This is a genomic window from Streptomyces sp. ME19-01-6 (genome assembly GCF_033793745.1).
GTDB lineage: Bacteria > Actinomycetota > Actinomycetes > Streptomycetales > Streptomycetaceae > Streptomyces.
The window spans coordinates 115534-139301 of the sequence record NZ_JARAXF010000020.1 but is presented as its reverse complement, the minus strand read 5'-3'; the positions used below and the strand labels follow the sequence as shown (position 1 = coordinate 139301).

Here is a 23768-nt window from a genome sequence, read left to right as displayed (position 1 = left end):
GCGTTAACTCATCACGCCGCGTCGAAGTCGTGGCCAGAGCAGGTAACTCACTGCTGCTACAGGGGGCACAGAGGGCTGCAGACCATCAATTCCGCCGTCTCGCTCAACCGTTCGTTAAGCCCGCACGGGATCTGGACGGTGCCGAGGCGCCGGCACGTGTACAGGCGGGCGCCGCACCAGGCGCACGCCAGGCCCTGAAGCTGGCCCGAGGTCAGCGTTCGCGGGTCCGGGAGCGGCTTCCCGAGCTCGGCCCACACGTAGCCGCCCCCGTCGGTGGGCTCGTGCCCGTAGTGGTCGGCCCTCGCGAGGGCGGCGTACAGCATGTGGCGGCCGGCGTCGCTGATCCGGGGCGGGAGGTCTGCCTCGATGCGGGTGCGCCCGGCGCCTGTCGTGACGCGTGGGGTGCTGCCGGTGAGGGCGGCGAGCTGGGCGGCGATGCTTTCGGCTCGGGGGCTGCTGCTGGGACGCGGTCCGGCCGTAGGCTCGTGCATGTCTGCCTGCTCTCTCAGGTGGTCCATGCCCCCGGGCCGGTCGCACGGTCGCGGGGGTCCAGCATCGTACCGCTATGCAGTGCGGTGCGTAGCGGTGCACAGCGGTGCGCCGCTCCCTGAAGATGTGCCCTGCTCAGCACCGTTTTACGTTGCTGGCATGAGCGGTGATCGTGAGCCGGTGGTGGACACCTCGGCGGCTGCCTATGTGTACATGCAGGTCGCGGACCATGTCGCTTGGCAGATCCGGGTGGGCCGTTTGAAGCCTGGTGCGCGGCTGGCTGGTGAGCGGGATCTTGCGCAGGAGTACGGGGTGTCGGTGGCGTCGATACGGCGGGCTGTGCAGGAGCTGCGGGATCGGGGGATGGTGTTGACGTTGCCCGCGAAGGGCACATTCGTCGCCGAGCCAGGGCAGTCTGCCGACGAGGGCTGATTGTCCGACCCTGCCCGTAGTCTTGTTCGCATGCCCGAGATGCTCCCGCCCCCGGATGCCGCGCCTGCTGCTGCGGCGAACGAGGCGATCCGTAGGTTCATGGCGGCGCGTACCGGGCGGCCCCTGTGGCCGGCGGAGCGGGTGGAGTACGGGCGGCTGCTGGCGGCGTGGGTCGAGGCTCAGCGGGGCGGGCTCCCGGAGGCGGCATGAAGAAACCCCGCCCTCCGGTGGGCGGGGTCTCGGGTCAAGCGGTCTTGCGGTCGGTGCGGGCGCCTTGTCCAGGTCGTGCAGCGCGCGCGGATCGGACCTGTTCGGGGTCGTAGAGGGCTTGGGCCCGGTTGCTGTCCGGGTGGGGGCGGAAGGAGCGGGCTCGCACCCCCATGCGGGAGAGGGCGCCGCGTGCACTGCTCGGCTTGACCCCGAGGAAGTCGGCGACCTGGTCTATCGTCCAGAGTTCGTCGGCCATGGTCAGGCGTGCTCGACGGTGACGTAGTAGGAGTTGTCGCCGTCTTCCCAGTTGCCGGTGACCTTCCAGCCGTTGGCGCGCAGGATGCCTTCGGCTGCGTCGATGACCTGCTCGCGGGTGTGGTCGCCGTCGATGGGGAGCGGGGTGTCGGTGGATTCCATGCCCTGGCGGATGTCGTTGTCGGCGACGACGGTGACGGCGCACTTGTCGCCGAGGGCGACGGCGGAGCTGATGGTGATTTCGGCGGTGTAGCTCATGGTTCCCCCCTGGGATTGGGGCTTTGGGCTGTTCCCTCGGCCTCACAACTCAACTATGCAGCACGTGATGCGAGGTTGGCAAGCCCCTGAATGAAGCCTTCGATGAGACGGCGCGCCGAGGCGGCTTAGAATCCGGCCGTGAGTGATATCGACAGACTCGTTGACCTGCAAAAAGCCGCCGACACGGAGCATGCCACGCTCCGGGGACTGGACGGCGAGGAGCACCGCGAGCAGTGGGAGCGGTGGCGGACGGCGGCCGAGACCGTACAGGCTGCCATCACCGAGGCGGCGGGCGACGGTAACCGGTACGAGCTGGAAGCGAAGGTGAAGAAGGCCGCCCGGCATCCGGAGCCGTCCGAGGGCTGACATGCCGCCGCCCCGCCGTGTTGGCGGGGCGGTGCTCCGAGCAGCTGCGCAGCCCACGCAGTAAATCGGATAGATGCCTCAAGGGTACGCGGGGGTGCCGACAGCGCCGGGGCGTGAAGCGGCCCCCGCCGACGGGGGATGCAGCGGGGGCCGACCCCAGTGTGGCACGGCATAAGCGGCGAAGTGCCCGATCCGGTCGACATATGTCGCACACGGCGATGGCCCGGCGGGCGAGCCGGTCGACGGCGTCCTCGGTGGTGATGCGCTGGTGGGAGTCGCGGGCCTGCCAGCAGTCACGGCGGTGAAGACGGGCGGCCGGCGCATCCTCGGTGTAGTCGCGCAGCTTCTCCACGGTCCACTGGCGTCCTGCGATCGCGCCGTCCGTCGGCACGGCCGAGTAGTCCTCGCCGGGGATGGGGGTGATGTCGTCGGCGAGGACGCTGATCGGGGTGGGTGCCCCAGTCAGCCGGGTGCGGCCGTCGGCGTGCTCGTAGCGGGCGGGGAGGATCGCCTCGCACTCGGCCCACCAGCGGCCGTCGGGGGTTCGAGTCCACTGGGTGAGGATGACGTCGAGCTCCTGGGCGTCCGGCATGGTCGCCCGCGCCCACGGCCCGGCCTTCGCTCGCCACTCCTCCACACCCACCGTTCGATTCTAGTTCGATTCGTGGTCGGGGGGCTGACAGCACGGCGCCCCGCCTCAAAACGAGACGGGGCGCCGTGACGAGCGGCAGGCTCAGCACATCTTGTAGTCGTAGCGGGTCGAGTTGTACGAGCAGGAGTCCCGGAAGGCGCCGCTGGCCGTGCGGAGCGTCACGGTGTCCTTGTCGTTGTTCCACACGTAGGAGCCGCGGCCCCAGTAGACGTGCCCCGGGCTCTGGGTGCCCTTGCCGGTATGGACCTTCACCGTCTTCCCCGCGCTGATCTTGTACGAGGGGAACGTGTACGTGTAGCCGGTGTTGTCCCGGACCGTGTAGCCCTTGAGCTGCACGGCGCTGCTCGTCGAGTTCTTGATCTGAACGTACTCGGCGTTCAGGCTCGAGTTGGAGCGGGTGTCCGAGCCGGGCGAGTCGTAATAGACCTTGTACAGGTGGATGGAGCCGGCGGCCTGCGCCTGGGTGGGCAGCAGGGCGACAGTGGTAGCCGCGGCCGTGGCGACGGCGGCAGCGAGCATGCGGGTACGAATCAACGATCGTCCTCATGAGTCAGGCCGGGCACCCCCCATGGTCCCGGCGAGGACGATCACACTACGGGCGGAACCTCACGTACCGGTCGCCGTTACCGATCCGGGACCGAAGGTACGAGGCGTTCGAAAGCGACAGACAGCACGACGCCCCCTGCCTAAGGGAGCCGGGGCAATGCGCGCGTGAATCCGTGCTCTCCTGGCCTCATGGACAGACCGAAGAAGCGATACCACCTCTCACAAGCCCGTCGCCTCCGCGACCAGCCCTGCCCCGACTGCGGCCATCAGGGGCGCGTCGTCTACAGCGAGAACATCGGGTTCACCGACGAACTCAACCCAGAGGTCCCAGTCAGGTGGGATTGCACCAACAACGCCTGCCCAGGGGACGGCTACTTCTGGATCGATAACGAGTAGCCGTCGGCCCTCCCGTGGGGAGGACCGGGAGGGACGCTCCGAGCGTCCGCCCTGTCGCAGCTCAGGGACGGAACACCCGGACCCTGCCGCAGCAGGGACGCCGACAGTTTGCGCCCGGGGTGGGGCCACGGGCAAGGGTTCGGCGTCGCCCCTCTGCGGCGAGCTAGCGCATAACGTTCCCTTACCTGCTGCTCTCCTCGTCGGGTCGGAGCCGCTCGCCGAGCTTGGCGGCGAGAGCGTAGGCGGGGTGGTTGTCGAGCTGGCGGCGGCGTCGGTTGTACCGCTGAGTGGTGCGCGGGTCGGAGTGCGACACGGCGTCCTGAACATCCTGGAGTGGGACGCCGTTGGCGAGGTTGTCGGTGATGAACTGGTGCCGCAACGTATGGGGTTTGATGCTGGCGGCTTGCGGGATGCCGGCGCGGCGAGCGAGGACGCGGAGGTGCTTCCACACTTCGGGCTGGGTCCAGCGGCGTCCGGTCTCGGTGACGAACAGTGGGCCTTCGGCGCGGTCGCCGAGGTAGGCGAGGAGCGCGTCGAGGGCGAGCGGCGGCACGGGGGCGGGCCGCTTCTTGCCGCCCTTCTGCGTGAGGGGCAGAGTGCGGTGGCCTCGGTCGTAGCCGAGCTGGTCGGCGTTGAGGGAGAGGAGTTCGTCGACGCGGGCGCCGGTGAGGTAGAGGAGCATGACGAGGGCGTAGGAGCGGGGTGCCCAGTCGCGTGCGGTCTCGACCAGCCGGGTGGTCTCCTCGTCGGTCATGCCTTCGGTGGGGCTGTAGTCGGGGTCGACGTAGGGCCGGTTGACGGCGGCGAACGGGTCGGAGTCGACGGCTTGGAGCCGTGCGGCGTATGTGTAGAACGACCCGGCGGCGGCGAGAGCCTGCGCTTGGGTGGTCTCAGCAGGGGGTCGTCCGTTGCGGGTGGGGGTCTTGGCGAGGTGCTTGGCGTAGGCGTCGGCGAGCGGCAGCTTCGCCTGGAGCGGGTGGACGGTGGTGGAGCGGGCGTACTCCTCCCACGCCTTGAAGGTGCGGACGTAGGCCCGCCGGGTGTGGCGGCTCTTCTGGCGGGCGACCCATCCTCCGGCGATGGTTGGCAGCGGGTCGCGGTCGCCGTAGATGCCCGCGAGGTGGTCGGCGAGGGCGCGGGCTTCATCGGGCCAGTCGTCGCGGGGGTCATGCCGGTCGGTCGACAGCTCTACCGAGGGGCGCGGGACAAGGGCGGTCACGGCTTGCTCCGCGGGGCACCCGGCTTCTCGCCCCAGTAGCCGTTGTCCACACCGGTCTCCAGGTAGTGCTGTGCGTGAGCCAGGGATGCGCCGGGGTCGATCGCGGCGTGGAGGATCACGCTGAACTCCCGGTGCGCAGCAGCATCGGCCTCGCTGAGGCCCCTGCGGCACTTGCGATCCCAGTAGGCGTTCTCAGCTTCGATGCGGTCCTGAAGTTCTGCTCGGGTCAGGACATCGAGGTCCGACCGCTTGAGGCGCTTGAAGGCGGGCACTGGCCATCCCTTCTCAGTATTGGATAACTGTCATTATCAACCATAGAGTTGGTTGATCGCCACAGGCCGCGCGACCTCGCGGCTCCCTTCAGCGCCGTCCGGGGCGCGGTGGCACCGCTGCGCGCTACGGTCGAGCCTTCACGGCATAGGGGGTTCGATGAGGCTGCGGATCAACAAGTCCTTCAGGCTGGCGCCCGGCATCCGAGTCCGCCTAGGCAACAGGTCGTCAAGCGTGAGCGTCGGCGGCAAGGCCGGGCGGGTCACCTATAACAGCAAGGGTCGACGCACCAGTACAGTCCGACTGGCCCCTGGGGTCTCCGTAACGCAGACGACAGGCACCCGGCGGCGCCGGAAGGGCGGCGCTCTTCCCAAGGGAGTTCCTGCAGCGAAGACGCCGCCAATGCCGGCGCCCACGCTCAACGGCAACCGCCTGCCGACCGGCCCGCACTTCAAGCACTGCTACATCTACGAGGGTCAGCACTGCTCCTGCGGCGGCAACTATCAGGGGCCGAACCCCGGCCCGGAGCTGAACGCGGCCGACGTCGTTGCCGCCAACGAGGCCGTCCTGGACCGCACCCTGACCGAGGCCCACACCCGCATGGTCGACGACCTGGACGAGGTGCTCGACGTCGACGCCGGGCTCGCCGACATCATCAACCGCAGCAACGACGACAAGGAGAAGTGATCGTGGGATACGGCTACTACGAGGTCGTCCGCAACGGCGAGAAGATCGAAGCCGGGTACAGCGTCGAGGCCATGTGCGACAGGCCCGACTGCACGGCCAAGGTGTGGCGTGGGCTCGACGCCCTCTGCGGCCAGACGCCGGGCGGCGACGAGTATGGGTGCGGCGGATACTTCTGCGACCCGCACCTGTACGTGGCGCCCGACGGCCAGGACGGCTACCGCTGCTTCCTCTGCCGGGACCGCGGCACCGACCCGCTCGCCGACTCCCTCGATGCGATGACTGTGACGTTCTCCGACGTCTGAGCCCACGCAGCATGATGCCCCCGCCTGAGGTAAGCAGGCGGGGGCATCGCCGTCAGGCTACCTGGTCAGCGGGCGAGGACCACCGTCAGCTCCTCGTCCGGGCATCCGGCCGCCAGTTCGCGCAGCGCCTCTGCCTCGACGTCATCCACTGTGAGGCCCCAGCGGGTCTTGACCACGGTCCATTCGGTCACGTATCGGCAGCGGGCGCCGGGCGACGACGGTAGCCACTCGGCCGGGTCCTGGTCGGCCTTCTGCCGGTTCTCCCGCGCCGTCACCGCGACCAGCGCCCGCTCGTCGTCGAGGTCGTTCGCGTATGCCTGCCGCTCCGCCGCCGTCCACGCCGAGGCGCCCGAGTCCCAGGCCTCGGCGAGCGGAACCATGTGGTCGATGTCCAGCGAGCGGGCCACCGTCTGGTCCGCGTCGTCGTAGTACGAGTGCCACTGGCCGCCGGAGATGCTGCACCCGGCGCCCACCGTCGGCGGGGCGACCGCCTCCTCCAGTAGCACCTCGGCCCGGGTATTGCAGCCGTCATGGTCCGCGTCGATCCAGTGCTTGAACTTCGTGCGCTCGTAGCCAGCGCGATCCTCGTCCGCGACAGGCAGGTCCGCGACCGCCTGTCGCAGGGTCGTCGTCACCGTTTCGCCCGGATCCGCCGACGCCGGGGCAGCCGAGCCGGCCAGAGCCGCCGCCGCTGCGATACCGACCGCCAGGATCTTCAGCTTTCTCATGCCTCTCCTCCACGTAGGGGTCGGCACAGTCGTATCGGCGGCAGAGCGACCGGTGGTCGAGAACGGCAGGAAGGTCACTCAAGGGTGGGACCCGAAGCTACGGGTACTCGCGACGCTGCGGATCCAGGCCCAGAGACAGCAGACCAGACGGCGAGGACGGCGAAGGATCGGGTGCACCGTCACGGCGACAGACGAGAGCATCCGGATCCCAGCTTGGCGCCTGCAGGGAGTACCCGTCCGGGCAGGCCGGTCCAGCCGGACCGCGTTCACCCTGCGGCCCCTGCTCGCCTGTGTCCCCCTTCTCGCCCTTCTCTCCCGGGTCTCCCTTCTCGCCTTGGGCGCCGGGTGCTCCGTCTTGGCCGTCAGCTCCCGGGGACCCGTCCTTTCCGGGGGTACCCGCGGCGCCGTCTTGGCCGGGCTTACCCGTCTCGCCGTCGCTTCCATTGCGGCCGGGTGTACCCGGATCGCCCTTGTCACCCTTCGGTCCCGGAATGGGAACCGGCACCTCCGTGCGGGCCGGCAGATCCTCCACCGCTTGCGTCGGGTCTGGCGCCACTGGTGTTTTGCCTTCGGCCTTGAGCTGTGCCCGTAGTTGCCGCACGTCGGTGGCAAGAGTGCTGACCGCGTTGCCGCGCAGATCCGCCTCAGTGGCGAGCTGATCGCCCCGGTTCGACTCGTGCTCGATCTGCAGGAATGCGAGCGCGATCGCGCCGCCGAGGAACAGCAGGGCAGCGACAATCCACAGGAGGTGTCGACGGCGGTACAGCATGCGCTCGGTTCGGGTCATGCCTGCCCCCCGAGCTGCGACACCAGTGCCTTGAGTCGGGCCACTTCGGCTCGCTCCGCTGCCAGCTCGGCGCGGACCGTCGCCAGGTCGGCACGCAGTTCCTTGCGCTCCTCCTGGAGTTGATCCGTGAGGTTGTTGTAGCCGCCGATGACTCCGCCCTCCCGGGTTGCCCGGTTCGCGCCCTTGGTGCCGAACATGGCGGCCACCGCGGCCACGGGCGAGGCTGCCAGAGCGGCTATCGCTGTGACCATGGCGGCGTCCATGCGGCGCCCTCCGGGTCGCGCAACGTGGGCAGGATCAGACGCCAGGCGCGGTCGAGGCGGAGTTCTTGTCGCCGATGACGCGGGCGACGACACCCTTGAGGAGGCTGCCGGCGGCGGCTATCCCGGCGGTGCCGACGCCCTGCCAGAAGCTGACACGAAACATGTCGGCCGGGCCGGCGGCGACGGCGACACCAGCGGAGGCGGTGAGGAACGTCCAGACGACGCGCTCGGCGAGGTCCTTGGCGTAGGTCTGGGCGGTCTTGCCGAGGGTGGTGAGGTTCGACATGGCGGGTTTCTCCCCTACTTCTTGATCCGGAGCTTGTCGCCCGGGGTGATCAGAGACGGGTTGAGGTCGATGAGCTGTGTGAGCGTGAGGCCGTGGCTCTTGGCGATGCCGGACAGGGTGTCCTTCGCCTGCACCGTGTATGTGGAGGGAGACGGGGGTGTGGTCGGCGGCTTGGGCGGGGTCCGATCCCAGTCCGCCGAGTGCTTGAGTCGCTCCGCGATCCGGCTCCGCATGCTCGGCATGGTGAAGCCGCGCGGGTCGATCTTGTCCTGGCTCCATTCCAGGTGCCCGATCACGGAGCGAGCCGTCCACCCGTGGGTGCGGCAGATCGCGGCCCCTACACGCTCGATCGCGTCCAGTTGGGCCTCGGGCCACGGGTCCTTGCCGTTGCCGAGGTTGATGCACTCGAAGCCGTAGAAGTGGGCGTTGCCATCCACCCCGTTGGCGTTGCCCTTGGCCGGGGTTGGCGGCCGGTCGCCGTAGTCTTCGGCGATGACGTGCTCCAGCACGCGAGGATCCCCGCCGCCTGCGTGGTTGGCGCGCCCGTAGCCGACAAGGTGCACGGTTCCGTCCTTGGCGATGACGCCGTGGCATAGGGGGCCGGGCAGTGCCGAGTAGCCGTTGCGGCAGATGTCGACGCTGCCTTGCGTGCCGGAGGTGACGGTGTGGTGGATCATCACGCCGTTCACCGGGCCCCAGGGGCCCTTGGCGTTGCGGTTGTGGTGCGGCCAGTCGCCGACCTCGACGACCCGCACGCCCTCGGCGCGCAGAGCCGCGAGGAACTTGGCGGCGGTGAGTGGTGTGGCCATGCGGGTCTCCCTAACAGACGTCTCCTTTGAATCGTAGACCCGTGCAGGCATTTTTCCTATGAATCTAAGGTGTGGGGGTATATTTGGCGATGGGTCACGGTCCGACCCTGTGGCGGGGCATGGCCGTGCGGGTCCAAGCCCCGCCACACCAAAACCCGCACAACCCGCGCCAGGAGTCCTCCAATGCAAGACCCCCTGACTGTCGCCTTTGAGATTCCCCGCCCATGGCCCCGAATTGACGCCTACGGCACACGGCAGGCCGCCCGTAACGGGATCCGGTGGAGCTTCCGCCGCCACCACGACACGGTGATCGCCGGATACGCCATCCGCTGGCCCAGCCTCATCACCGTCTGGCATCGCGACCCGTCCGGAGTCGATGACAAGACCTGCTCGATCTACCCAGGCAACGCGTGGCGGTTCCACGTCCATCACTGGCGCCTTCAGGTCCACCCGCTCCAGCAGTTGCGCCGACTGCTGCTCACCCGCTGCGAGATCTGCGGAGGGCGCTCGGTGAAAGGGCGGGCCGTCAACTTCCGGAGTAAGTGGACACCCAAGGCGCCATGGTGGCGCGGCGAGGCAGGTTTGGCTCACATGGACTGCGCTGGCGTCCGCATCGCTCGGGAGGAGCGGCCGTGACCGTCCCCGGCGACTTCGCGATCGCGCTGCACGCCGACGACGGCACGCTGATCGTCGGCATCCGCCCCGACGGCAGCATCGTCCAGGGCCCCAACTATCAGCCCGACCAAGCCGCCCGCGAGTTCTGGGAAGCCGTCACCCGCGCCGCTCAAGCAGCCTCGCCGTGGAGAGGCGGCAGCGATGGCTGATCTGGATGTGTTCGGCTGGCAGGCGGACGAGACAGGCTGCGGCTTCTATCGAATAGCCCTCCCCGCGCAGGGCCTCAACGGGCTCGGTCACCGCGTCGCCCACAGCATGAAGATGCCGTCCGAGGCCCGCGACAACCCGGCCACCGTCATCGTCGGGCAACGCGTGTGCAAGCCCGGCCCCACCGAGCTGTGGCAGATGCTCGCCAAGCAGGGCCGCAAGCTCGTGCTTGAGATCGACGACGACCTGTGGAACGTGGACGCCTCGTCCCCCGTCGCGCACGAGTACTTCGCCCGCCCCGAGATCCGCACCAACCTCCAGCGCAACATCGAGGTCTCCGCTGCCGTCACCGTCACCACCGAGCCCCTCGCCGAACGGGTCTCCGCCTGGAACCCGAACGTGCACGTCGTCCCCAACGCCGTCCCCGACTGGCTCGTCGACCACCAGCCCGCACGGCGCGGCGACGGCACCCTCACCATCGGCTGGGGCGGATCCGCCACCCACCAGATGGACTTCGAGCAGGCCGCCGACCAACTGCGTCGATTCCTCACCCGCAACCCGAACACCGAGATGCACTGCATCGGCAACGACTACGCCACCTGGATGCGCATCCCCCAGGACCGGGCACGCTTCACGCCCTGGGTGCCCGGCGTCGAGGACTTCCTACGCACCATCGACTACCACATCGCCATAGCCCCGCTCCGGCCGCACCTGTTCAACTCGAGCAAGAGCTTTTTGAAGGCGCTCGAGGCCGGGGCTCTCGGCATCCCCATCGTCGCCTCCGCCGTCCGCCCCTACGAGGACTACGTCCAGCACGGCGAGACCGGGTTCCTCGTCCGCCGCGACCACGAATGGGCCCGCTACCTGCGGCAGCTCACCCAAGACCCTGGCCTGCGCGCCGCCATGGGCGCCGCCGCCCGCGAACAAGCCCGGCGGCACACCATCACCCAGACCGCACCACTGTGGGAGAAGGCGATCCTCGGATGACCAAGCACGTATTGCTCACCGGGGCCGGCGGGTTCGTCGGCTCCCACGTCCTCCGGCACCTGATGGTGAACACCGATTGGACCGTCTCTGCGCCCGTCACGTTCCGGCACAAGGGCGTGCCCAAGCGGATCGCATCCGCGCTGGAGACGAACCCCGAATGGTGGGAGCGGGTCGACGTCGTCTACTGCGACCTGTCCGCACCGATCGACTCAGTGACCGCGGCCCGTTTCGGCAAGGTCGACTACCTGCTGAATGTGGCCTCCGAGTCGCACGTCGATCGCAGCATCGAGACCCCGGGCCCCTTCATAGAGAACAACGTGCGGCTCATGACCAACGTCCTCGACTACGCCCGCCAGGCGCAACCCGAGATGGTGCTGCAGATGTCGACGGACGAGGTGTACGGGCCAGCGCCCGACGGCTACGAGCACCGCGAGTGGGACGCCATCGCCCCCTCCAACCCGTACAGCGCATCCAAGGCCGCCCAGGAGGCGATCTGCTTCACCTACTGGAGGACGTTCGGGGTTCCGGTGGTCATCACCAACACCATGAACATTCTTGGCGAGACCCAAGATCAGGAAAAGTTCCTGCCCAAGACCATGCGTGCCCTCCTCCGCGGCGAGCCGGCGACCGTGCACGTCTCCCCTGAAGGCCGTCCCGGCTCCCGCTTCTACCTGCACGCCAGGAACCTCGCCGACGCCTGGCTATGGCTCCTCCGCAACCACGCCCCTCAGATGTACGGGCATCACGATCGCCCGTCTCGCTTTCACATCGTCGGGGAACGGGAAGTCGACAACGTCGAGATGGTGCACCTGCTGGCCCGGTTCATGGGGATCGACGACCCGAAGCTCGACCTGGTCGACTTCCACTCAAGCCGGCCGGGGCATGACCTTCGCTATGGGCTCGACGGGCGGAAGCTGGCCACTGCTGGATGGGTGCCGCCACTGGCTCTAGAGGACTCGCTCCGCAAGACGGTCGAGTGGACGCTACGGCACCCCGAGTGGCTGGGGCTCGAAGCGGCGGGTTCTCACACGACGGTCTGGAGCGTCGCGTGAACCGGCCGTGGCGCGTCGCTGTCATCCCCACCAGGGATCGTCACGAGATGCTTGCCGACTGCGTCGATGCCATCGCTCCGCAGGTCGACACGGTGTGGATCCTCGACAACGAGTCGGACCCGCCGATCAGCTCGGGCCGCTGGCCGGTAGCCATGGATCGTGCGATGGTCGCGGCCAAGCGAGTAAAGATGGATCCGCCGAACATCAGCCGACTCTGGAACATCGGTATCCGCTTGGCGGATCAAGATGCCTGGTGCCGTAGCGCGCGAGAGTGGGATGTCATCGTCCTCAACTCCGACGTGGTCGTGCCGCCCTGTTGGGTCGAGACGCTGTCGTCGGCCATGCGGTCCACCCCGGCCGTGCTCGCGTACCCCGACCAGTGTGGCGGCGCCGAGCAGATCCTGCACACACGCCCTGAGCCTGTAGATCTGCGGCAGCGAATCACGGGCTACGCGTTCATGCTGCGGGGTGAGACCGGGCTGCGGCTGGACGAGTCGATGGCCTGGTGGTTCGGCGACGACGACATCGACTGGCGGGCGCGAGAGCAGGGCGGGGCGCTCCTCGTGCCCGGCCTGGCCGTCGAACACCGTTGCCCGAACGGATCCATGCAGGAACGCCCCGAGCTCGCCGAGCAGGCTGCCCGGGACCGGGAGACGTTCATCGCTCGTTGGGGAAGGGCTCCGCACTGATGCACCCTGAAGCGCGTGACGGGCTGGCCCGCATGCTGAAAGACTCCGGCCTTGCCCTCGGGGCGCCGTGGAGGGTCCTCGACCTCGGTGGGCGGGATATCAACGGCAGCATCCGCGACCTGCTGCCGCACGCCACCTGGACCGGCCTCGACGTCGAGCCGGGCCCCGGTGTGGACCTGGTGCACGATGCGACGCGGCCGTGGCCGATCGGCTGGGACCGGTACGACATCGTCGTCTGCACCGAGGTTCTGGAGCATGTGCAGCTGTGGCGGTGCATCCTCCAGACCGCGTCTGAGGCGCTGCGGCCGGGTGGCCCGCAGGTCCTGTTCGTGACCTGCGCGTCGGACGGCAGACACCCCCACGGGGCGGCTGGCGCCCCGTCTCCAGCCCCGGGCGAGTGGTACCGCAACGTGTCCCCCGGGCCGCTCCAAGACGAGCTGGAGCACCTGTTCCGGGAAGTCGCGGTCACCTACAACCCACGCCCCGGCGACGCCTACGCCTGGGCGCAAGGAGTGAAGCGATGAACGGCGACATCGAACAGTTCCTGCGGGAACGCCTTGATCACGACGAGCGGGAGATTCGACGGCGCTGGAATCGACACGGGGTGACATCCGAGAAGTTTCACGGGACACCCTTCGACCCGACCCGCGCTCTCGCCGAGGTCGGCGCGAAGCGGCAGATACTGGCGGAGGTGACCTCCGAGGCGCACTACTGGTGCGAGGACAACTGGTACGCCTGTGCCGCACACGTGGACTGTGCCGACGAGGATCGGGCTGGCGGATCCTGTGACTGCGGCCGGGAAGAGCGTGTCACCCGCAAGCTGCGCCTTCTCGCCCTGCCCTACGCCGACCATCCCGACTACCGCGAGGAGTGGCGGCCATGAGCGGCATCACGGTGGTCATCCCCACCCATCCGGCGCGGGTCCGCAACGGCATGACCAAGCGGGCTGTCGGCAGCGTCCTCGGCCAGACACTGCCCGCCGAGTCGATCGTCGTCGAGCACGACCTCACCCGCGCCGGCGCCCCCGCGACACGGGACCGCGGGCTGCGGAAGGTCACGACAGAGTGGGTGGCGTTCCTCGATTCCGACGACCAGCTCAAGCCGATTCATCTAAAGCGGCTGACGGACTGCGCTGAGGAGACAGGCACAGACTACGTGTACGCCTGGTACGAGCCGATCGGGTTCGGCGCGGATCCGCTCCCCCACTTCGGGCGCCGCTTCGATCCGGCCCGGCCGACGCAGACGACGATCACGATCCTGGTGCGCACCGAACTCGCCCAGGCCGTCGGGTTCCGCGAGCCGCCCGAGGGCGCGCTGATCAACGGGGAGAGGTACGGCGAGGATTACCAATTCACCGTGGAGTGCGTGAAGGCCGGCGCCCGCATAGAGCACCTGCCGGAGCGCACCTGGCTGTGGAACCTGCACGGCGCCAACACCTCCGGCGACCCCAACCGCGGCGACGCCCGCGTCCGATAGGAGCAACCATGGCCGGTCAGATCAGCATGCAGGCGGCGCTCGCCGCGTGCCGGGAGCGCATGGGCGAGCTCGTCTACGAGACGGTACTGCTCCGCACACAGATCAAGGAACTCGAGGCGGAGCTGGAGCACCTCCGCGTCGAGACTCCGTCCGGGCCCGAGAGGGACGTGCAGGCGCCTCCCGGGCCGCTCGCTGGGCTAGGGTCGACGGAGTAGGCCGATGAGGTAGGACAGGGCGATCACGCCGACCTCAATGGCGATGATCGTCTCGAACAGGGACATGGCGGCCTCCCTAGACCGGGTTGTTGACGGTGGTGAATGCCGTTGCGGTCACGTTGGTGATGCCGGGCAGCCCGGACACGTAGTCCTTCACCGCCCCGGCGAGACCCTCGTCGCTGGTGAGCTGCATCTCGTCGGCTGTGACTTTCACTTCGATGAGGATTCCGAGGTCGCTGCCGCTTCCCGAGATGCGCATGTAGTCGGCCATGGATAGCTCCTTCTAGGCGAGGCGTCGGATGTGCATGTATGAGCTGGCGAGGACGGTGACGGAGGATGCGGAGGATGCGGTCTGAGACCACTGGAAGGTGACGCTCCCCGCAGTGCCGCCGATGGTGATGATCGATTCTTCGAGGACGGCGACCGCGTTGGTCTCCGCCTGATAGTTGCCGGTGGTGGCGTACTGGCGGCCCGAGAATCGGCCTTTGGTGTTGTTGCTGGTGGAGAAGTCGGCGGCGGTGTCTCCGGGGCCGTGCATCATCTTGAGGCCGGTGGATCCGGCTGGCACATTCCAGCCTGTCTTGAGGTCGGTGCTGGTGGAGTCTGCTGTGGTGGCGAAGACGACGAAGCGCACCATGTAGATGCCGTTGGCGACGACGGTGGCGGTGAGGTGTGGGTCGTCCGCGACGGTCGTGGTGCTGGTGCGCGCGGTGTCGGAGGGTTTGGCGACGAAGCGCTCCTGGCCGATGCCGGAGGCTGACAGGTTTCCGGTGACGGTCAGGTTGAGTGCCACGCTGAGGCTGTCGTCGGTTGCCAGCGTGTTGGCGCCCGACCTGTACAGGTTGGTGTCGCGGGCGGAGTTGCCGGGTCCGAGTTCGAGTTTTCCGTCGGCGTAGATGCGTGCCCGGTCGAAGGTGTCGCCGGTGAGTAGTGCGCTGTAGGCGACATCAGTGGTGACGGAGCGCTGCGACTGGTAGTTGGTGTTCGTTGAGAGGGAGCCGCCGGAGGTCCGATTCAGGGTGGCGGCTCCGATGGCCAGAGTGCTGCTAGTGGACAGGGTGAGGTTGCCTCCGAATGTTCCGCTGCTGTTGGGGATCTCCACCCAGGAGCCGGATGCCGGGCTGGTGCCGTTAGAGAAATACGACCGGTAGGACGTATCGGTCTCCATGATCGACTTGCCGCTGTAGGGCGAGCTGGGGCGGGTCGTGGAGGTGCACGCCTGGAAGCCAACAGCCGTATCGATCTTGTCGAGGTTCTGGCCTATATCCTGCGTGTAGTTGACCAGCTCGGAGCCGTCGCTTAGCGACTTGTACAGGCCGAGCCTGCTGGTGGGCGTGTCAGGCATTCGAGGCCTCCTCTACGGGCACGGGGAGGCCCCCGTACAGCGTCTTCCAGCGGTGTGTGTCTACCTGCTCGCTTTTAGCGCGTAGGCCGTCGGGGGTGATGCCGTGGCGGCGGCGAATGTGGTCGAGCGGATCAGCCCCTTTGGGCGGGGCGATCTGGACGTGGTTGGCCTTGACGTCCGCGATGAGCTGGCGGTGCGCGTCTCTGGCCTGCGCGGTGGACTCTGCGGTGTACAAGGTGATGCGGGGCGTCGGCCGGAGCGCTGTCCTGGCTGGGGCGTCGATGAGGGACATGGGGGTCACTGGCTGCTCGGCTGGCGCGTAGGGCTCGTGGAGGATGATGTCGAGGATCTCGTCGACGTCGTCAAGTCCGTACTCGGCAGCCCGCCATTCCAGGGTCGCCTTGGGAAAGAGATGGTTCCGCGCCTCCCCCGCCTTGCTCTGATAGGTGACCTGCCATAGGTCTCGCTCGGCGTCTTCGGCTACATCGCTGATCGTGTATTCGATGGGCATGGTCATCACGTCCTGAAACACCAGAAGTTCAAGTCCCAGTTGCCACTGCCAGCGGGGTTGATATCGACACTGAAGCCGGTAGTGGACTGGGCGGAAACACGCACGTAGTGGTCGACGTTGTCGAAGACCGTGGCCATGACGCGGAGCGTTGTATCCATGGTCGGCCCGTAGGTGAGTACCGTGCCCGTGCCGCCGCTGGTTGTGACGTGGCCGGTGAACAGCCCTTCGTTGCTGTCGGCGGCAACAAAGTCGTACCAGCGGCCGATGTGGCGGGTCAGCCCCGACTGGAAGCGCATGGCGTTAACGTTGGCGCCGCCGTTGTCCCAACCGATGATGGTCTGGTTCGCGTCGGCGTAAAACCTGCCCCCGTCAGTTGCTGCCCGGTTGAATCCGGCAATAAGTGCGTTTGGATACGCATAGACGTAACCGCCGCGCCGCTGCTGATCGTCGCCGCGGATAACCTCCAGCTGGGCAGCGGTGGTGGTGAGGAAGGTGCGGGAGTTGCATTGGACACCTGTGCCGTCGTCATAGGGCGAACTGTTCATTCCCAGGTTGACGTCGACGCCACTGACGGAGGCGTTGATGAATCCGTAGTCGCTGCCGCTGGTGGGATACCAGCGAATCTCGGGCAGGTAGGAGCTCGTGGGGTTGATCTCGATGCGCTTCCCGGTCGTGCCGGATTTGAGCTGGCCGACGATGAAGACGTCGCCTGTGCTGGCGTCGGCGAAAAGGGTGCGGTCGCCGCCTGCGTTGTACAGCTCGATGCCGTCGGCGCTCATGCGGGTACGGGCCCCCGTGTCGGCGGTTTTGATCTCCCCAGCCATCACCCAGGATGCGGTGATCGTTCCTGCGGTGACTTTGGAGACGGTGAGGTCGGAGATGTGCGCGTCGTCGATCAGCAGCGCGGTGGCGGTCGCCGCGTCGGACGGACCGGACTTGTTGCCGGTGATATCGACGGCGACCACCCGCACGTAGCGGGCGGAGGTCTCCTCCACCGGCACGGTGACGACCGCGGGGATTCCGGCCTGAATCATGCCGCTCGTGGCGCTTGCCTTGGCTTTCAGGGTGCTGTCGGACGGCGTGAAGGTCGGCTCGTAGTCGACGTGGATCTCGAGGTGGTGCAGGTCGCTCTCGAGGTTGAACGTGCCGCCGCTCGACTTGCCGAGCGTGTGGGTGACCTGCACGGCGATCCGGCTGGCCGCGACTGTCGGGGCGGCAGGAGTCGACGGTGGAATGTTGTCCTCAGATGCGACGAACGTGGTGACCGCCGACCACGCCCCGATGTTGCCCGACTTGTCGACGGCCCGGATCTGCACGTCGTAGCCCACACCCGGCGACAGATCCTGCAGTTGCGCAGTGGACTCGCCCCAGGCAACGAACATCGTCTGCCAGTCGCCGTCCGGCGCGGCGAACGGCTGCGCCCACGTCTGCAGGTCCATCCACCGCACTTGCGAGACCTGCGACCAGGTGGCCGGATAGATCATGTCGGTGTCGATCGCCCACCGGATCTCGAAGTGATCGCCGTCCAGGACCGTAGAGCCGTCCACGTTGGTGGGGGCGTTCCAGGCGACGATGACGCGCGCCCTCGTGAAGCCCCTGCCGTCCAGGTAAGCGGAGCCGACGAACGGCTCCACGAACGTCGGCACCCCGGGCACGCTCGTGTCCGCGTTCGGCCGCGACCCGACCGGCTCCGTGCCGGCCGAAGTGAGCGCCCGCCCGAACTCGCCCACCGTGACTCGTACCTCGGACTGGGATTCGAACTGAACGTGGTCGGTGAGGTCCCACCACGTGCCGTCGTCGGCCCGATAGGCGACCGTGTAGCCGACTGTGACGGGCCATTGGGTCTCGGCGACCCGCAGCCGGATCGGGTTGATGCGCTCCCCGCGGAAGACGACCTCGTTGGCGGTGTCGACGAGGCCCTGGTCGGGGTCGTATACCCACACGTAGTCGCCGACCTCGAACGAGCCCTGCACGTCGTAGTCCGACGTGGAGAGCTCCAGCGAGTCCCGCGTCGAGGTGTACTGATTCAGGGCGACAGCGGCCCGTGTGTCGGCGTTCCCCGTGCTTGTATCCGACTCGGAGACCAGGCGGGTGAGCTTCACCGCGTTGCCGTGCAGGTCCTTGTACGGGGTCGCCGGGGAGATGTCCGCCGTGCCCGTGGCGATGCTCTCGCCCTGCCCCTCCGCGAGAAGCACCACGCGGGTCGAGTAGTCCTCCACGTCCCTGCTGACGCCGGTGGTGCCGGGGAGGGCGCGCAGGTGCATGTCCTCGCCAGCGTTCCGTTTGACGATGACGCACGTCGGGTCGGTGACGTACAGGTCCGCTTCGGGCCCCGCGTCGAGCGTGCCGTCGCCGTTGACGCGCCAGCCGACTGGGACGCTGGTGGTGGACATGGTGTCGCACACGTAGCTGATCGCTTTGCGGGGCGTCTCGTACAGGTGGCGGCCCGAGTAGGCGCCTGCGACCGGGTAGAGGGTGCCTGCGGTGACGGCGCCGGAGGCGGGCAGCAGCATGGTGACGGCCGTGGCGAAGGTGGCGGAGGCGGGCTCGACGGCGTTCTCGTACACCGAGCCCTTGTCATCCTCGTCGCCCAGCCAGAAGGCCATGCCGACTCCGCCGATCTTCGTGGCGTCCTCGACCCGCTTGGTGCGCCGGTCGTCATCGACGCGCCGGGAGCGGACGACGCCGACGTAGCGGGCCGCGGCGAGGAGTCCGTCCCCGTAGCCGGCGGGGTCCACGCGGCCAGGCACGATAGCGATGTGCCCGAAGTAGGCGATGGCGTCGAGGGTCTCGCGGGGCGTGGATGGCGACAGGTCAATTTCGAACGAGCCAAGAGCCTCGAGGATCTCCGTTACGGCCATAGCTACCGCCTCACCGCATAGACAGCCTCGGGCATCGCCGCAAGGTACTGGTTCCGCAGGTCCGTGGCCGCGTCACCGGATGCTGCTGAGCCCCCGCCCGCTGCGACGCCGATCCAGAAGTCCAAGCTCGTCGTGCTGGCCTTCTGCACGCCGCCGTTGGCGTGGCTGGTGAAGGTGCGGGCCGAACCGATGGCGAACCTGTTGCCGTCCGCGTCGTCGCCGGACGCGGTGACGTAGCCGGTGCCGCTGGTGCTGGCCTCCGACGCGGACCGGTAGGCCGCGAGCGTGACCGACGTGCCGGTCTGAAGGTAGCCCTCGACGAAGCGGGAGCCTCGGCGGAGCGCCAGGTCGAGAGTGGCCCGGCCCGGCGACAGGCTCTTGGTGAGGCGCAGGATGACGTGCTCCGGCTCGTTACGCAGCAGCGTCGCCCCGTCCCACGAGGTGATGCTCGAGGCCGACCCGGCAACTGAGACGTTCCACTCCTTGGAGTGCCAGGCGCCGCCCGTGTACGCCTGCACGTCCAGCGTCCCGGACGCGCCCGCCGTGACGTTGACGAGGCCGTTGGTGAGGGCCCAGCCGGTCGGGCTGAGGCTCTGGTCGGTGCCGCACAGCTCCGTGCCGCCGGAGGTGAGGCGGGCCCGGCCTGCGAGGTAGTTGGTGGGGGTGCAGCCCCAGCGCGGTGAGACGCCGGCGGGCACGCTGCGGTAGACGGTGATGGCCCCATCGGCGCCGGTACGGGTCATGGTGGTGGGGTTGCTGGCGCCGGTGTAGTAGCCATAGTGGCCGATGGGCGGGGCGTGCCAGCGCTCCCCCGTCAGGCTGAAGTCGTTGGCGCGCACGATGCCTGTGAGCCTGCTTTGGAGGTCGACTTCGGTGTCGCTGCCGAGTCGGGTGGCTTGGATCTTCCAGTCGGAGGTGACGGTGTCGCCGCGCCATTCGGTGTAGTCCGCCGTGATGGAGCCGATCGTGGCGTAGCAGTTGCGCTCAGGCTTGTCAGTCCACGTCAGCGGCACGACGCCGCCTTGGTCGAGCGCGGCTAGGTTGTCGTGCCGCCACACCAGCTCCGTGCGCGTGAGGGGCGGGCTGGACTCCTGGCCCTCGATGTCGATGCTGCGAGCGTCGCCGCTGGACTCGCTCGCTTTGAACGTCTCCCGGAGAAGGAGTCGGCCGATGCGGAGGTCTCCGTAGTCGCCTTGCATCAGCGCCTCTCTCTGTCGCGCTTGCGGAGGGCTTCACTGACCTCAGCAGCCAGGGCCTCAGCCACGCGGCGGCGCTCCGCTGGGGACGCCATGTCGTAGCTACCGTGCACGGTCACGTTGAGGTTCTGGATCGTGGTGGTCGGCGCCTGGGGCACGAATCCGCTCGGCGGAGTGGTCTGCACGCGCATGGTGCCGGGGGTGGTGATCAGGCTCTTGCGGGAGGCGAGCCCGACGTTGAAACCATCGGCGGTGTGCTGCCCGAGCTGCATCATCACCCGCGACGGGCTCTTGATGCCCAGCGCCTTCTTGATCGCCGCCTCCATCGACTTGGCGATCTTCATCATGGAGTCTTCGATCGCCTTCTGCTTCGCCGTCAGCCCCTTCACGAGGCCGTCGGCCGCCTTGATGCCAGCCCCGTACATGCTGTCGGCCACGGTGGTACCGGCCTTGTCCGCCGAGGCGGTGAGCTGGGCCTGGAGAGCGTTGATCTGCTTGATCTGCTCGGGTGTGGCGGTGAGCAGGGACTGAGCGGTCGCCATGCCCCCACCGGCCACCCCGGCTGCGGCGATGTCGGAGATGGCAGTCGCGTTGAGGCCACGCTTCTTCAGCTCCTCCAGCTGCGCCGAGAACTCGGTCGTGCGGGTGGTGTCGGACTTCAACTGGTTGATGAGCGTTGATGCAGACGTGCCGTACTTGCCGATCTTCGTGATGTTCGCGAAGCCGATCAAGCTGCTCTTGACCGACGACTTCAAGTTGTCGAACTGATCCTTCAGGCCACTGAGCTTGTCCTTCGCACTGTCGAGGGCCTTACTGTTGGCCTCGGCCGAGTCCCGCAGCTTGAACAGAGAACTCGCCGATCGGGTGAGCTGCGACAGCAGCCGATGCTCCGTCGCCCCCGTGAACGATCCCTTGATCTTCGTCTGAAGGCTGTACAGCGACGAGATCAACGCCGACTCATCAGCCGGCTTGGCGAGCATCCCACGAATCTCGGGGTTGCTGCGCCCGGCGATCAGCGACATGTTCCCGAGGGTCACGTCTCCACGCAGCAGCGACCGGGCCTCAGCCTGCTTCCGCGCGGCCTCCTTCTGTTTCTCCGTCAGGCCGCCCTTCGCGAAGCGGGGCAGGCGCCCAGAGTTGACCGCGTCCATGAACCGAACGCCGTACTTGGCCACCGCAGCGGCCTTCATCACGTACTCGGTGTTGCTGATCCGCCCCACCGCACCGCTGGGGAACAGACTCAGAATGCTGTCGGAGGTGCCCGTCCCGGGCCCGGTGACATACCCGCCGTCCGGGTACATCTGTACGTCCCCGCCGGACGCGTAGCCGCGCACTCGGCCGCCTCGCGCATACGGCAGCTGTCGCACGCCGCTGCCGGGCTTGCCCACGGAGTAGTAGCGGGTCGTGACGCTGATCGTCACGTTTTTCGACTGCAGAGAGTCGCGCGCCCGCTGGACGGCCGCAATGTTCGCCGCCGCCGAGCCGGTCTGAGCGGTGACCCGGAAGCTGCCGTCCTTCATGTGCGTGACCTTGAACCCCAAATTCTCCAGCGCCTGTACGGCGGAGGAGGTCAGGGCCTTCACGGTGACGCTCTTGCTGCCCGGCGTGGACTTCAGCTTGGCGATCACGGCGTCCAGTCCGGCGATGGCGTCCTCGCGGCGCATCTCGATCTGTGTGGACTTCTTGTCCGGGATCTTCAGGATCTGTGACGCCAGCTTGTTGGCCTCGGCGCTGGTCAAGCCCATCTGCATGGCCGAGTTGACGAGCTCCTGCCGGCCCCGGGAGTAGATGCCGTTGACGTGCTCCCACGATGAGCCGGACTCCCGCGCTTTCGTCGCCGCGTCATCGGTCTTCGTCGCGAGATCTTGCAGTGCGGTGGATGCGTCCCGGGCTTTCTGTGAGTTGAGGTCGAGTTCGCCGTGGACCATGCGCAGGCTTCCGGCGTTCGTCCGCGCGGCCTTCGCCGCATCGTCGATAGCCTGCTCGAAACCGATCATGCCGCCCAAACCAGCCCGGTTGACCTCGTTCAGGGCGACGATGCTCTGCCGCAGGCCGTCAGTCGAGCGTTTCTGCTCGTCCAGTTTCGCCTTCGTGCTCATGGCCTGCTGTCCGAACAGGCCCATCCCGGCGGCGGTGAGCTGCTGGTCAGCTTTGAGCGCGGCGAGGGATGCCTTGTACTCCGGGAACAATTTGTTGATCTCTTTGGTGCTGTACCCGGCAGCCGCCATGGCGCTCTTGATCTTCTCGAAGCCGCCTGCCGCCTGCTCGGCGTAGCCGCCGCTGACCATGTTGGCCATGGCCTTGTCGAGGCTGTCGAAGTCCTCCTTGAGTGCCTTGAGGCTCTTGTCGCCCATGGCCATGTCGTCCACTTTGCTGGACACCCATTGCGCCACGTCATCGAGCACGGGGACTTTGAAGCCGAGGACGGTTTCTTTTGCTGCGGCTGCCTTCTTGTCGAGCAACTTGACCTTTTCGATCAGGCCGTCCATGTCGCCGAAGGTCTTCTGGAGTTCCCCGGTGAACTGGCCGCTGCTGCTCAGGTTCTTGAGGCTCGTGGCCAACCGGTCCACGTCCGGTGGCGCCCCCCTCGCCTTCTCAGCGAGCTTCGAGATGCCGACGGCTACAACCCCGAGAATGCCGAGCCCGGCCGCGACCTTCTGCATGCGCGTCATCTGCTGCACGGTCCCGGTCAGCGCCCCGCCCAGACCGCCGAAGCGGGCCGCGCGCACAAAGTTCGCGAGGTTGGTTGCGGCGGATGCGGTGGTGACAGCGGTCAAGGCTGCCGCGCCCATCCGGGCCAGTTTGAACGCCGCGTACAACTGGAGGAACGTGGAGATCACGTCTGATGGCACGGCATTGACCAGCTTGGCCAGCCCGTTTGCAACGGTCAGCAGTGTCACGCCGAGGTCCCCGCCGGATTCCACCAGGTGCAGGGCGGCCTTGGCGATGTTCCCGAGCGTTTCGGCGATCAGCGGGCCCATCGTGCGGGCCTGCTCCATGAACCGGTCGAAGCCCCCACCCGCAGCGAAGCCGGCGAGCTTCTCCCCCAGGTGCACGACGCCATCCGACATCGCACGCAGCGTGCGGCCGGCGAACTCGTTGACCTTCACCATGAACGCATCGAACCCAGGGCTCGCGACCCCGCCCGCAATGCGTGTCACGAGCCGATCCAGCTCGGTGGATGCCGTCCGCACCAACGGTGTCATCTTCGGCAGCAGCGCCTGGAACAGTTGGAACGAGTGCGTGAACACAGGCATCGTGTCGTCGGCGAGGCTGTCCGACCACTGCTGATACGAGTCCTTCAGGGCAGCGAACGCGGCCGTGGCTTCCTTCGTGGCCCGCGGCATTTTCGACAGCGTCTGCTGGTACGCGTTCTCCGCCTTCGCTGCCTGTTCAGACGCCTTCCCCGAGGTCTGCACAGCGTCCTTGTACTTCTCCTGCGCCTTGACCGCGTCGCTCATCTTGGAGATCTGCGGCCCCACCGCCGCGCCGAACGCGACCATGGAGGCACCCGCAGCAGCGATCCCCGCGCCGGCCACGGCGGCAGCCGGCCCGAGAGCATTGAGGGCGCCGATGACCGCAGTGATGCGGGACATCGCCGTGTCGGTCTTCGCATCAACCTGCACGTGGCCGCTGGCAATGAGGAAGGACATCGGGGG

Annotated in this window: 32 protein-coding genes and 1 pseudogene; 15 read left to right on the top strand and 18 right to left on the bottom strand. The window is 67.7% G+C overall.

Annotated elements, in window-relative coordinates:
* Window positions 1-56: 56 nt before the first annotated feature.
* The gene (locus PV419_RS34795) at window positions 57-491 is read right to left on the bottom strand and encodes a hypothetical protein (protein WP_319695763.1); all 435 of its coding nucleotides are present in this window, start codon (window positions 489-491) and stop codon (window positions 57-59) included.
* 157 nt (window positions 492-648) lie between these two features.
* Between PV419_RS34795 and PV419_RS34790 the strand changes: the two genes are divergently transcribed.
* Entirely contained in the window at window positions 649-921 is a 273-nt protein-coding gene (locus PV419_RS34790; protein WP_319695761.1) for a winged helix-turn-helix domain-containing protein, read from the top strand.
* A gap of 30 nt (window positions 922-951) precedes the next feature.
* Window positions 952-1131 (top strand): hypothetical protein, encoded by a 180-nt coding sequence (locus PV419_RS34785; RefSeq protein ID WP_319695759.1) that lies wholly within the window; start codon window positions 952-954, stop codon window positions 1129-1131.
* 34 nt (window positions 1132-1165) lie between these two features.
* On the opposite strand, the gene PV419_RS34780 is transcribed toward PV419_RS34785, so the two are convergent.
* Both PV419_RS34780 and PV419_RS34775 read right to left on the bottom strand, forming a co-directional pair.
* A complete protein-coding gene (locus PV419_RS34780) occupies window positions 1166-1387 on the bottom strand; it encodes a hypothetical protein (RefSeq protein WP_319695757.1) in 222 nt (73 codons plus the stop codon).
* Window positions 1388-1389: 2 nt separating this feature from the next.
* Window positions 1390-1644 (bottom strand): hypothetical protein, encoded by a 255-nt coding sequence (locus tag PV419_RS34775; RefSeq protein ID WP_319695756.1) that lies wholly within the window; start codon window positions 1642-1644, stop codon window positions 1390-1392.
* Window positions 1645-1782: 138 nt separating this feature from the next.
* Between PV419_RS34775 and PV419_RS34770 the strand changes: the two genes are divergently transcribed.
* On the top strand, window positions 1783-2010 hold the full coding sequence (locus PV419_RS34770; protein ID WP_319695754.1) for a hypothetical protein: 228 nt from the start codon (window positions 1783-1785) through the stop codon (window positions 2008-2010).
* Here PV419_RS34770 and PV419_RS34765 read toward each other — a convergent pair.
* From PV419_RS34765 to PV419_RS34750, 4 genes are all read right to left on the bottom strand, one after another.
* Complete coding sequence (locus tag PV419_RS34765; protein ID WP_319695862.1) at window positions 1922-2602, bottom strand: DUF6233 domain-containing protein; 681 nt, start codon at window positions 2600-2602, stop codon at window positions 1922-1924. The genes PV419_RS34770 and PV419_RS34765 overlap by 89 nt on opposite strands.
* A 141-nt stretch (window positions 2603-2743) precedes the next feature.
* Window positions 2744-3193, bottom strand: coding sequence for a lamin tail domain-containing protein (locus PV419_RS34760; RefSeq protein WP_319695861.1), 450 nt, complete (start codon window positions 3191-3193; stop codon window positions 2744-2746).
* 592 nt (window positions 3194-3785) lie between these two features.
* The gene (locus PV419_RS34755) at window positions 3786-4823 is read right to left on the bottom strand and encodes a tyrosine-type recombinase/integrase (RefSeq protein WP_319695752.1); all 1038 of its coding nucleotides are present in this window, start codon (window positions 4821-4823) and stop codon (window positions 3786-3788) included.
* A complete protein-coding gene (locus PV419_RS34750) occupies window positions 4820-5095 on the bottom strand; it encodes a hypothetical protein (RefSeq protein ID WP_319695751.1) in 276 nt (91 codons plus the stop codon). The genes PV419_RS34755 and PV419_RS34750 overlap by 4 nt, the downstream gene beginning before the upstream one ends.
* 157 nt (window positions 5096-5252) lie before the next feature.
* Between PV419_RS34750 and PV419_RS34745 the strand changes: the two are divergent.
* The 3 genes and pseudogenes from PV419_RS34745 to PV419_RS34735 all read left to right on the top strand — a co-directional run.
* A pseudogene (locus tag PV419_RS34745) lies at window positions 5253-5390 on the top strand (DUF4236 domain-containing protein); the annotation flags it as partial.
* Between the two features lie 105 nt (window positions 5391-5495).
* Window positions 5496-5780 (top strand): hypothetical protein, encoded by a 285-nt coding sequence (locus PV419_RS34740; RefSeq protein ID WP_319695872.1) that lies wholly within the window; start codon window positions 5496-5498, stop codon window positions 5778-5780.
* 2 nt (window positions 5781-5782) lie between these two features.
* Window positions 5783-6082, top strand: a complete 300-nt coding sequence (locus PV419_RS34735) for a hypothetical protein (protein ID WP_319695750.1) — start codon at window positions 5783-5785, stop codon at window positions 6080-6082.
* A 65-nt stretch (window positions 6083-6147) separates the two neighbouring features.
* On the opposite strand, the gene PV419_RS34730 is transcribed toward PV419_RS34735, so the two are convergent.
* From PV419_RS34730 to PV419_RS34710, 5 genes are all read right to left on the bottom strand, one after another.
* Window positions 6148-6810: an HNH endonuclease family protein gene (locus PV419_RS34730; RefSeq protein ID WP_319695748.1), complete on the bottom strand. Its 663-nt coding sequence runs from the start codon at window positions 6808-6810 to the stop codon at window positions 6148-6150.
* Window positions 6811-6907: 97 nt separating this feature from the next.
* Window positions 6908-7597: a collagen-like protein gene (locus tag PV419_RS34725; RefSeq protein WP_319695747.1), complete on the bottom strand. Its 690-nt coding sequence runs from the start codon at window positions 7595-7597 to the stop codon at window positions 6908-6910.
* Window positions 7594-7860: a hypothetical protein gene (locus PV419_RS34720; protein ID WP_319695745.1), complete on the bottom strand. Its 267-nt coding sequence runs from the start codon at window positions 7858-7860 to the stop codon at window positions 7594-7596. The genes PV419_RS34725 and PV419_RS34720 overlap by 4 nt, the downstream gene beginning before the upstream one ends.
* A gap of 34 nt (window positions 7861-7894) precedes the next feature.
* The gene (locus tag PV419_RS34715) at window positions 7895-8146 is read right to left on the bottom strand and encodes a hypothetical protein (protein WP_319695743.1); all 252 of its coding nucleotides are present in this window, start codon (window positions 8144-8146) and stop codon (window positions 7895-7897) included.
* Window positions 8147-8160: 14 nt separating this feature from the next.
* Entirely contained in the window at window positions 8161-8955 is a 795-nt protein-coding gene (locus PV419_RS34710; protein ID WP_319695742.1) for an N-acetylmuramoyl-L-alanine amidase, read from the bottom strand.
* A gap of 183 nt (window positions 8956-9138) precedes the next feature.
* Here PV419_RS34710 and PV419_RS34705 point away from each other — a divergent pair, with 183 nt between their 5' ends.
* The 9 genes from PV419_RS34705 to PV419_RS34665 are packed head-to-tail and all read left to right on the top strand — an operon-like array spanning window position 9139 to window position 14196.
* On the top strand, window positions 9139-9591 hold the full coding sequence (locus PV419_RS34705) for a hypothetical protein (RefSeq protein WP_319695740.1): 453 nt from the start codon (window positions 9139-9141) through the stop codon (window positions 9589-9591).
* A complete protein-coding gene (locus PV419_RS34700; protein ID WP_319695738.1) occupies window positions 9588-9779 on the top strand; it encodes a hypothetical protein in 192 nt (63 codons plus the stop codon). The genes PV419_RS34705 and PV419_RS34700 overlap by 4 nt, the downstream gene beginning before the upstream one ends.
* On the top strand, window positions 9772-10764 hold the full coding sequence (locus tag PV419_RS34695) for a glycosyltransferase family 4 protein (protein WP_319695736.1): 993 nt from the start codon (window positions 9772-9774) through the stop codon (window positions 10762-10764). Before PV419_RS34700 ends, PV419_RS34695 begins: the two co-directional genes overlap by 8 nt.
* Window positions 10761-11816: an NAD-dependent epimerase/dehydratase family protein gene (locus tag PV419_RS34690; protein WP_319695734.1), complete on the top strand. Its 1056-nt coding sequence runs from the start codon at window positions 10761-10763 to the stop codon at window positions 11814-11816. The genes PV419_RS34695 and PV419_RS34690 overlap by 4 nt, the downstream gene beginning before the upstream one ends.
* Before the next feature lie 47 nt (window positions 11817-11863).
* Window positions 11864-12505 carry a hypothetical protein gene (locus PV419_RS34685; RefSeq protein WP_319695732.1) on the top strand — a complete coding sequence of 214 codons (642 nt, stop codon included), beginning with the start codon at window positions 11864-11866 and terminating at the stop codon, window positions 12503-12505.
* Window positions 12505-13029 carry a class I SAM-dependent methyltransferase gene (locus PV419_RS34680; protein WP_319695730.1) on the top strand — a complete coding sequence of 175 codons (525 nt, stop codon included), beginning with the start codon at window positions 12505-12507 and terminating at the stop codon, window positions 13027-13029. The genes PV419_RS34685 and PV419_RS34680 overlap by 1 nt, the downstream gene beginning before the upstream one ends.
* Window positions 13026-13388, top strand: coding sequence for a DUF6221 family protein (locus PV419_RS34675; RefSeq protein ID WP_319695728.1), 363 nt, complete (start codon window positions 13026-13028; stop codon window positions 13386-13388). Before PV419_RS34680 ends, PV419_RS34675 begins: the two co-directional genes overlap by 4 nt.
* Window positions 13385-13981, top strand: coding sequence for a glycosyltransferase family 2 protein (locus tag PV419_RS34670; protein WP_319695726.1), 597 nt, complete (start codon window positions 13385-13387; stop codon window positions 13979-13981). Before PV419_RS34675 ends, PV419_RS34670 begins: the two co-directional genes overlap by 4 nt.
* A gap of 8 nt (window positions 13982-13989) precedes the next feature.
* Window positions 13990-14196, top strand: a complete 207-nt coding sequence (locus PV419_RS34665) for a hypothetical protein (protein WP_319695725.1) — start codon at window positions 13990-13992, stop codon at window positions 14194-14196.
* Window positions 14197-14272: 76 nt separating this feature from the next.
* Here the strand turns inward: PV419_RS34665 and PV419_RS34660 are convergent, their stop codons facing one another.
* From PV419_RS34660 to PV419_RS34635, 6 genes are read right to left on the bottom strand one after another with little or no spacing between them, the layout of a single operon-like run.
* On the bottom strand, window positions 14273-14467 hold the full coding sequence (locus PV419_RS34660) for a hypothetical protein (protein ID WP_319695723.1): 195 nt from the start codon (window positions 14465-14467) through the stop codon (window positions 14273-14275).
* 12 nt (window positions 14468-14479) lie between these two features.
* The gene (locus tag PV419_RS34655) at window positions 14480-15541 is read right to left on the bottom strand and encodes a hypothetical protein (protein ID WP_319695721.1); all 1062 of its coding nucleotides are present in this window, start codon (window positions 15539-15541) and stop codon (window positions 14480-14482) included.
* Window positions 15534-16052 (bottom strand): hypothetical protein, encoded by a 519-nt coding sequence (locus PV419_RS34650; protein ID WP_319695720.1) that lies wholly within the window; start codon window positions 16050-16052, stop codon window positions 15534-15536. The genes PV419_RS34655 and PV419_RS34650 overlap by 8 nt, the downstream gene beginning before the upstream one ends.
* 5 nt (window positions 16053-16057) lie before the next feature.
* Window positions 16058-18913, bottom strand: a complete 2856-nt coding sequence (locus PV419_RS34645; RefSeq protein ID WP_319695718.1) for a hypothetical protein — start codon at window positions 18911-18913, stop codon at window positions 16058-16060.
* 2 nt (window positions 18914-18915) lie between these two features.
* On the bottom strand, window positions 18916-20112 hold the full coding sequence (locus PV419_RS34640) for a hypothetical protein (RefSeq protein WP_319695716.1): 1197 nt from the start codon (window positions 20110-20112) through the stop codon (window positions 18916-18918).
* A complete protein-coding gene (locus tag PV419_RS34635) occupies window positions 20112-23762 on the bottom strand; it encodes a phage tail protein (RefSeq protein ID WP_319695715.1) in 3651 nt (1216 codons plus the stop codon). The genes PV419_RS34640 and PV419_RS34635 overlap by 1 nt, the downstream gene beginning before the upstream one ends.
* Between the last annotated feature and the right edge of the window lie 6 nt (window positions 23763-23768).

Excerpts from the sequence above, each read along its gene's own strand:
- PV419_RS34795 (WP_319695763.1), bottom strand. The coding sequence starts at position 491 with ATGCACGAGCCTACGGCCGGACCGCGTCCCAGCAGCAGCCCCCGAGCC.
- PV419_RS34790 (WP_319695761.1), top strand. The coding sequence starts at position 649 with ATGAGCGGTGATCGTGAGCCGGTGGTGGACACCTCGGCGGCTGCCTAT.
- PV419_RS34785 (WP_319695759.1), top strand. The coding sequence starts at position 952 with ATGCCCGAGATGCTCCCGCCCCCGGATGCCGCGCCTGCTGCTGCGGCG.
- PV419_RS34780 (WP_319695757.1), bottom strand. The coding sequence starts at position 1,387 with ATGGCCGACGAACTCTGGACGATAGACCAGGTCGCCGACTTCCTCGGG.
- PV419_RS34775 (WP_319695756.1), bottom strand. The coding sequence starts at position 1,644 with ATGAGCTACACCGCCGAAATCACCATCAGCTCCGCCGTCGCCCTCGGC.
- PV419_RS34765 (WP_319695862.1), bottom strand. The coding sequence starts at position 2,602 with ATGCCGGACGCCCAGGAGCTCGACGTCATCCTCACCCAGTGGACTCGA.
- PV419_RS34740 (WP_319695872.1), top strand. The coding sequence starts at position 5,496 with ATGCCGGCGCCCACGCTCAACGGCAACCGCCTGCCGACCGGCCCGCAC.
- PV419_RS34730 (WP_319695748.1), bottom strand. The coding sequence starts at position 6,810 with ATGAGAAAGCTGAAGATCCTGGCGGTCGGTATCGCAGCGGCGGCGGCT.
- PV419_RS34725 (WP_319695747.1), bottom strand. The coding sequence starts at position 7,597 with ATGACCCGAACCGAGCGCATGCTGTACCGCCGTCGACACCTCCTGTGG.
- PV419_RS34720 (WP_319695745.1), bottom strand. The coding sequence starts at position 7,860 with ATGGACGCCGCCATGGTCACAGCGATAGCCGCTCTGGCAGCCTCGCCC.
- PV419_RS34715 (WP_319695743.1), bottom strand. The coding sequence starts at position 8,146 with ATGTCGAACCTCACCACCCTCGGCAAGACCGCCCAGACCTACGCCAAG.
- PV419_RS34710 (WP_319695742.1), bottom strand. The coding sequence starts at position 8,955 with ATGGCCACACCACTCACCGCCGCCAAGTTCCTCGCGGCTCTGCGCGCC.
- PV419_RS34705 (WP_319695740.1), top strand. The coding sequence starts at position 9,139 with ATGCAAGACCCCCTGACTGTCGCCTTTGAGATTCCCCGCCCATGGCCC.
- PV419_RS34695 (WP_319695736.1), top strand. The coding sequence starts at position 9,772 with ATGGCTGATCTGGATGTGTTCGGCTGGCAGGCGGACGAGACAGGCTGC.
- PV419_RS34690 (WP_319695734.1), top strand. The coding sequence starts at position 10,761 with ATGACCAAGCACGTATTGCTCACCGGGGCCGGCGGGTTCGTCGGCTCC.
- PV419_RS34685 (WP_319695732.1), top strand. The coding sequence starts at position 11,864 with ATGCTTGCCGACTGCGTCGATGCCATCGCTCCGCAGGTCGACACGGTG.
- PV419_RS34680 (WP_319695730.1), top strand. The coding sequence starts at position 12,505 with ATGCACCCTGAAGCGCGTGACGGGCTGGCCCGCATGCTGAAAGACTCC.
- PV419_RS34675 (WP_319695728.1), top strand. The coding sequence starts at position 13,026 with ATGAACGGCGACATCGAACAGTTCCTGCGGGAACGCCTTGATCACGAC.
- PV419_RS34670 (WP_319695726.1), top strand. The coding sequence starts at position 13,385 with ATGAGCGGCATCACGGTGGTCATCCCCACCCATCCGGCGCGGGTCCGC.
- PV419_RS34665 (WP_319695725.1), top strand. The coding sequence starts at position 13,990 with ATGGCCGGTCAGATCAGCATGCAGGCGGCGCTCGCCGCGTGCCGGGAG.
- PV419_RS34660 (WP_319695723.1), bottom strand. The coding sequence starts at position 14,467 with ATGGCCGACTACATGCGCATCTCGGGAAGCGGCAGCGACCTCGGAATC.
- PV419_RS34655 (WP_319695721.1), bottom strand. The coding sequence starts at position 15,541 with ATGCCTGACACGCCCACCAGCAGGCTCGGCCTGTACAAGTCGCTAAGC.
- PV419_RS34650 (WP_319695720.1), bottom strand. The coding sequence starts at position 16,052 with ATGCCCATCGAATACACGATCAGCGATGTAGCCGAAGACGCCGAGCGA.
- PV419_RS34645 (WP_319695718.1), bottom strand. The coding sequence starts at position 18,913 with ATGGCCGTAACGGAGATCCTCGAGGCTCTTGGCTCGTTCGAAATTGAC.
- PV419_RS34640 (WP_319695716.1), bottom strand. The coding sequence starts at position 20,112 with ATGCAAGGCGACTACGGAGACCTCCGCATCGGCCGACTCCTTCTCCGG.
- PV419_RS34635 (WP_319695715.1), bottom strand. The coding sequence starts at position 23,762 with ATGTCCTTCCTCATTGCCAGCGGCCACGTGCAGGTTGATGCGAAGACC.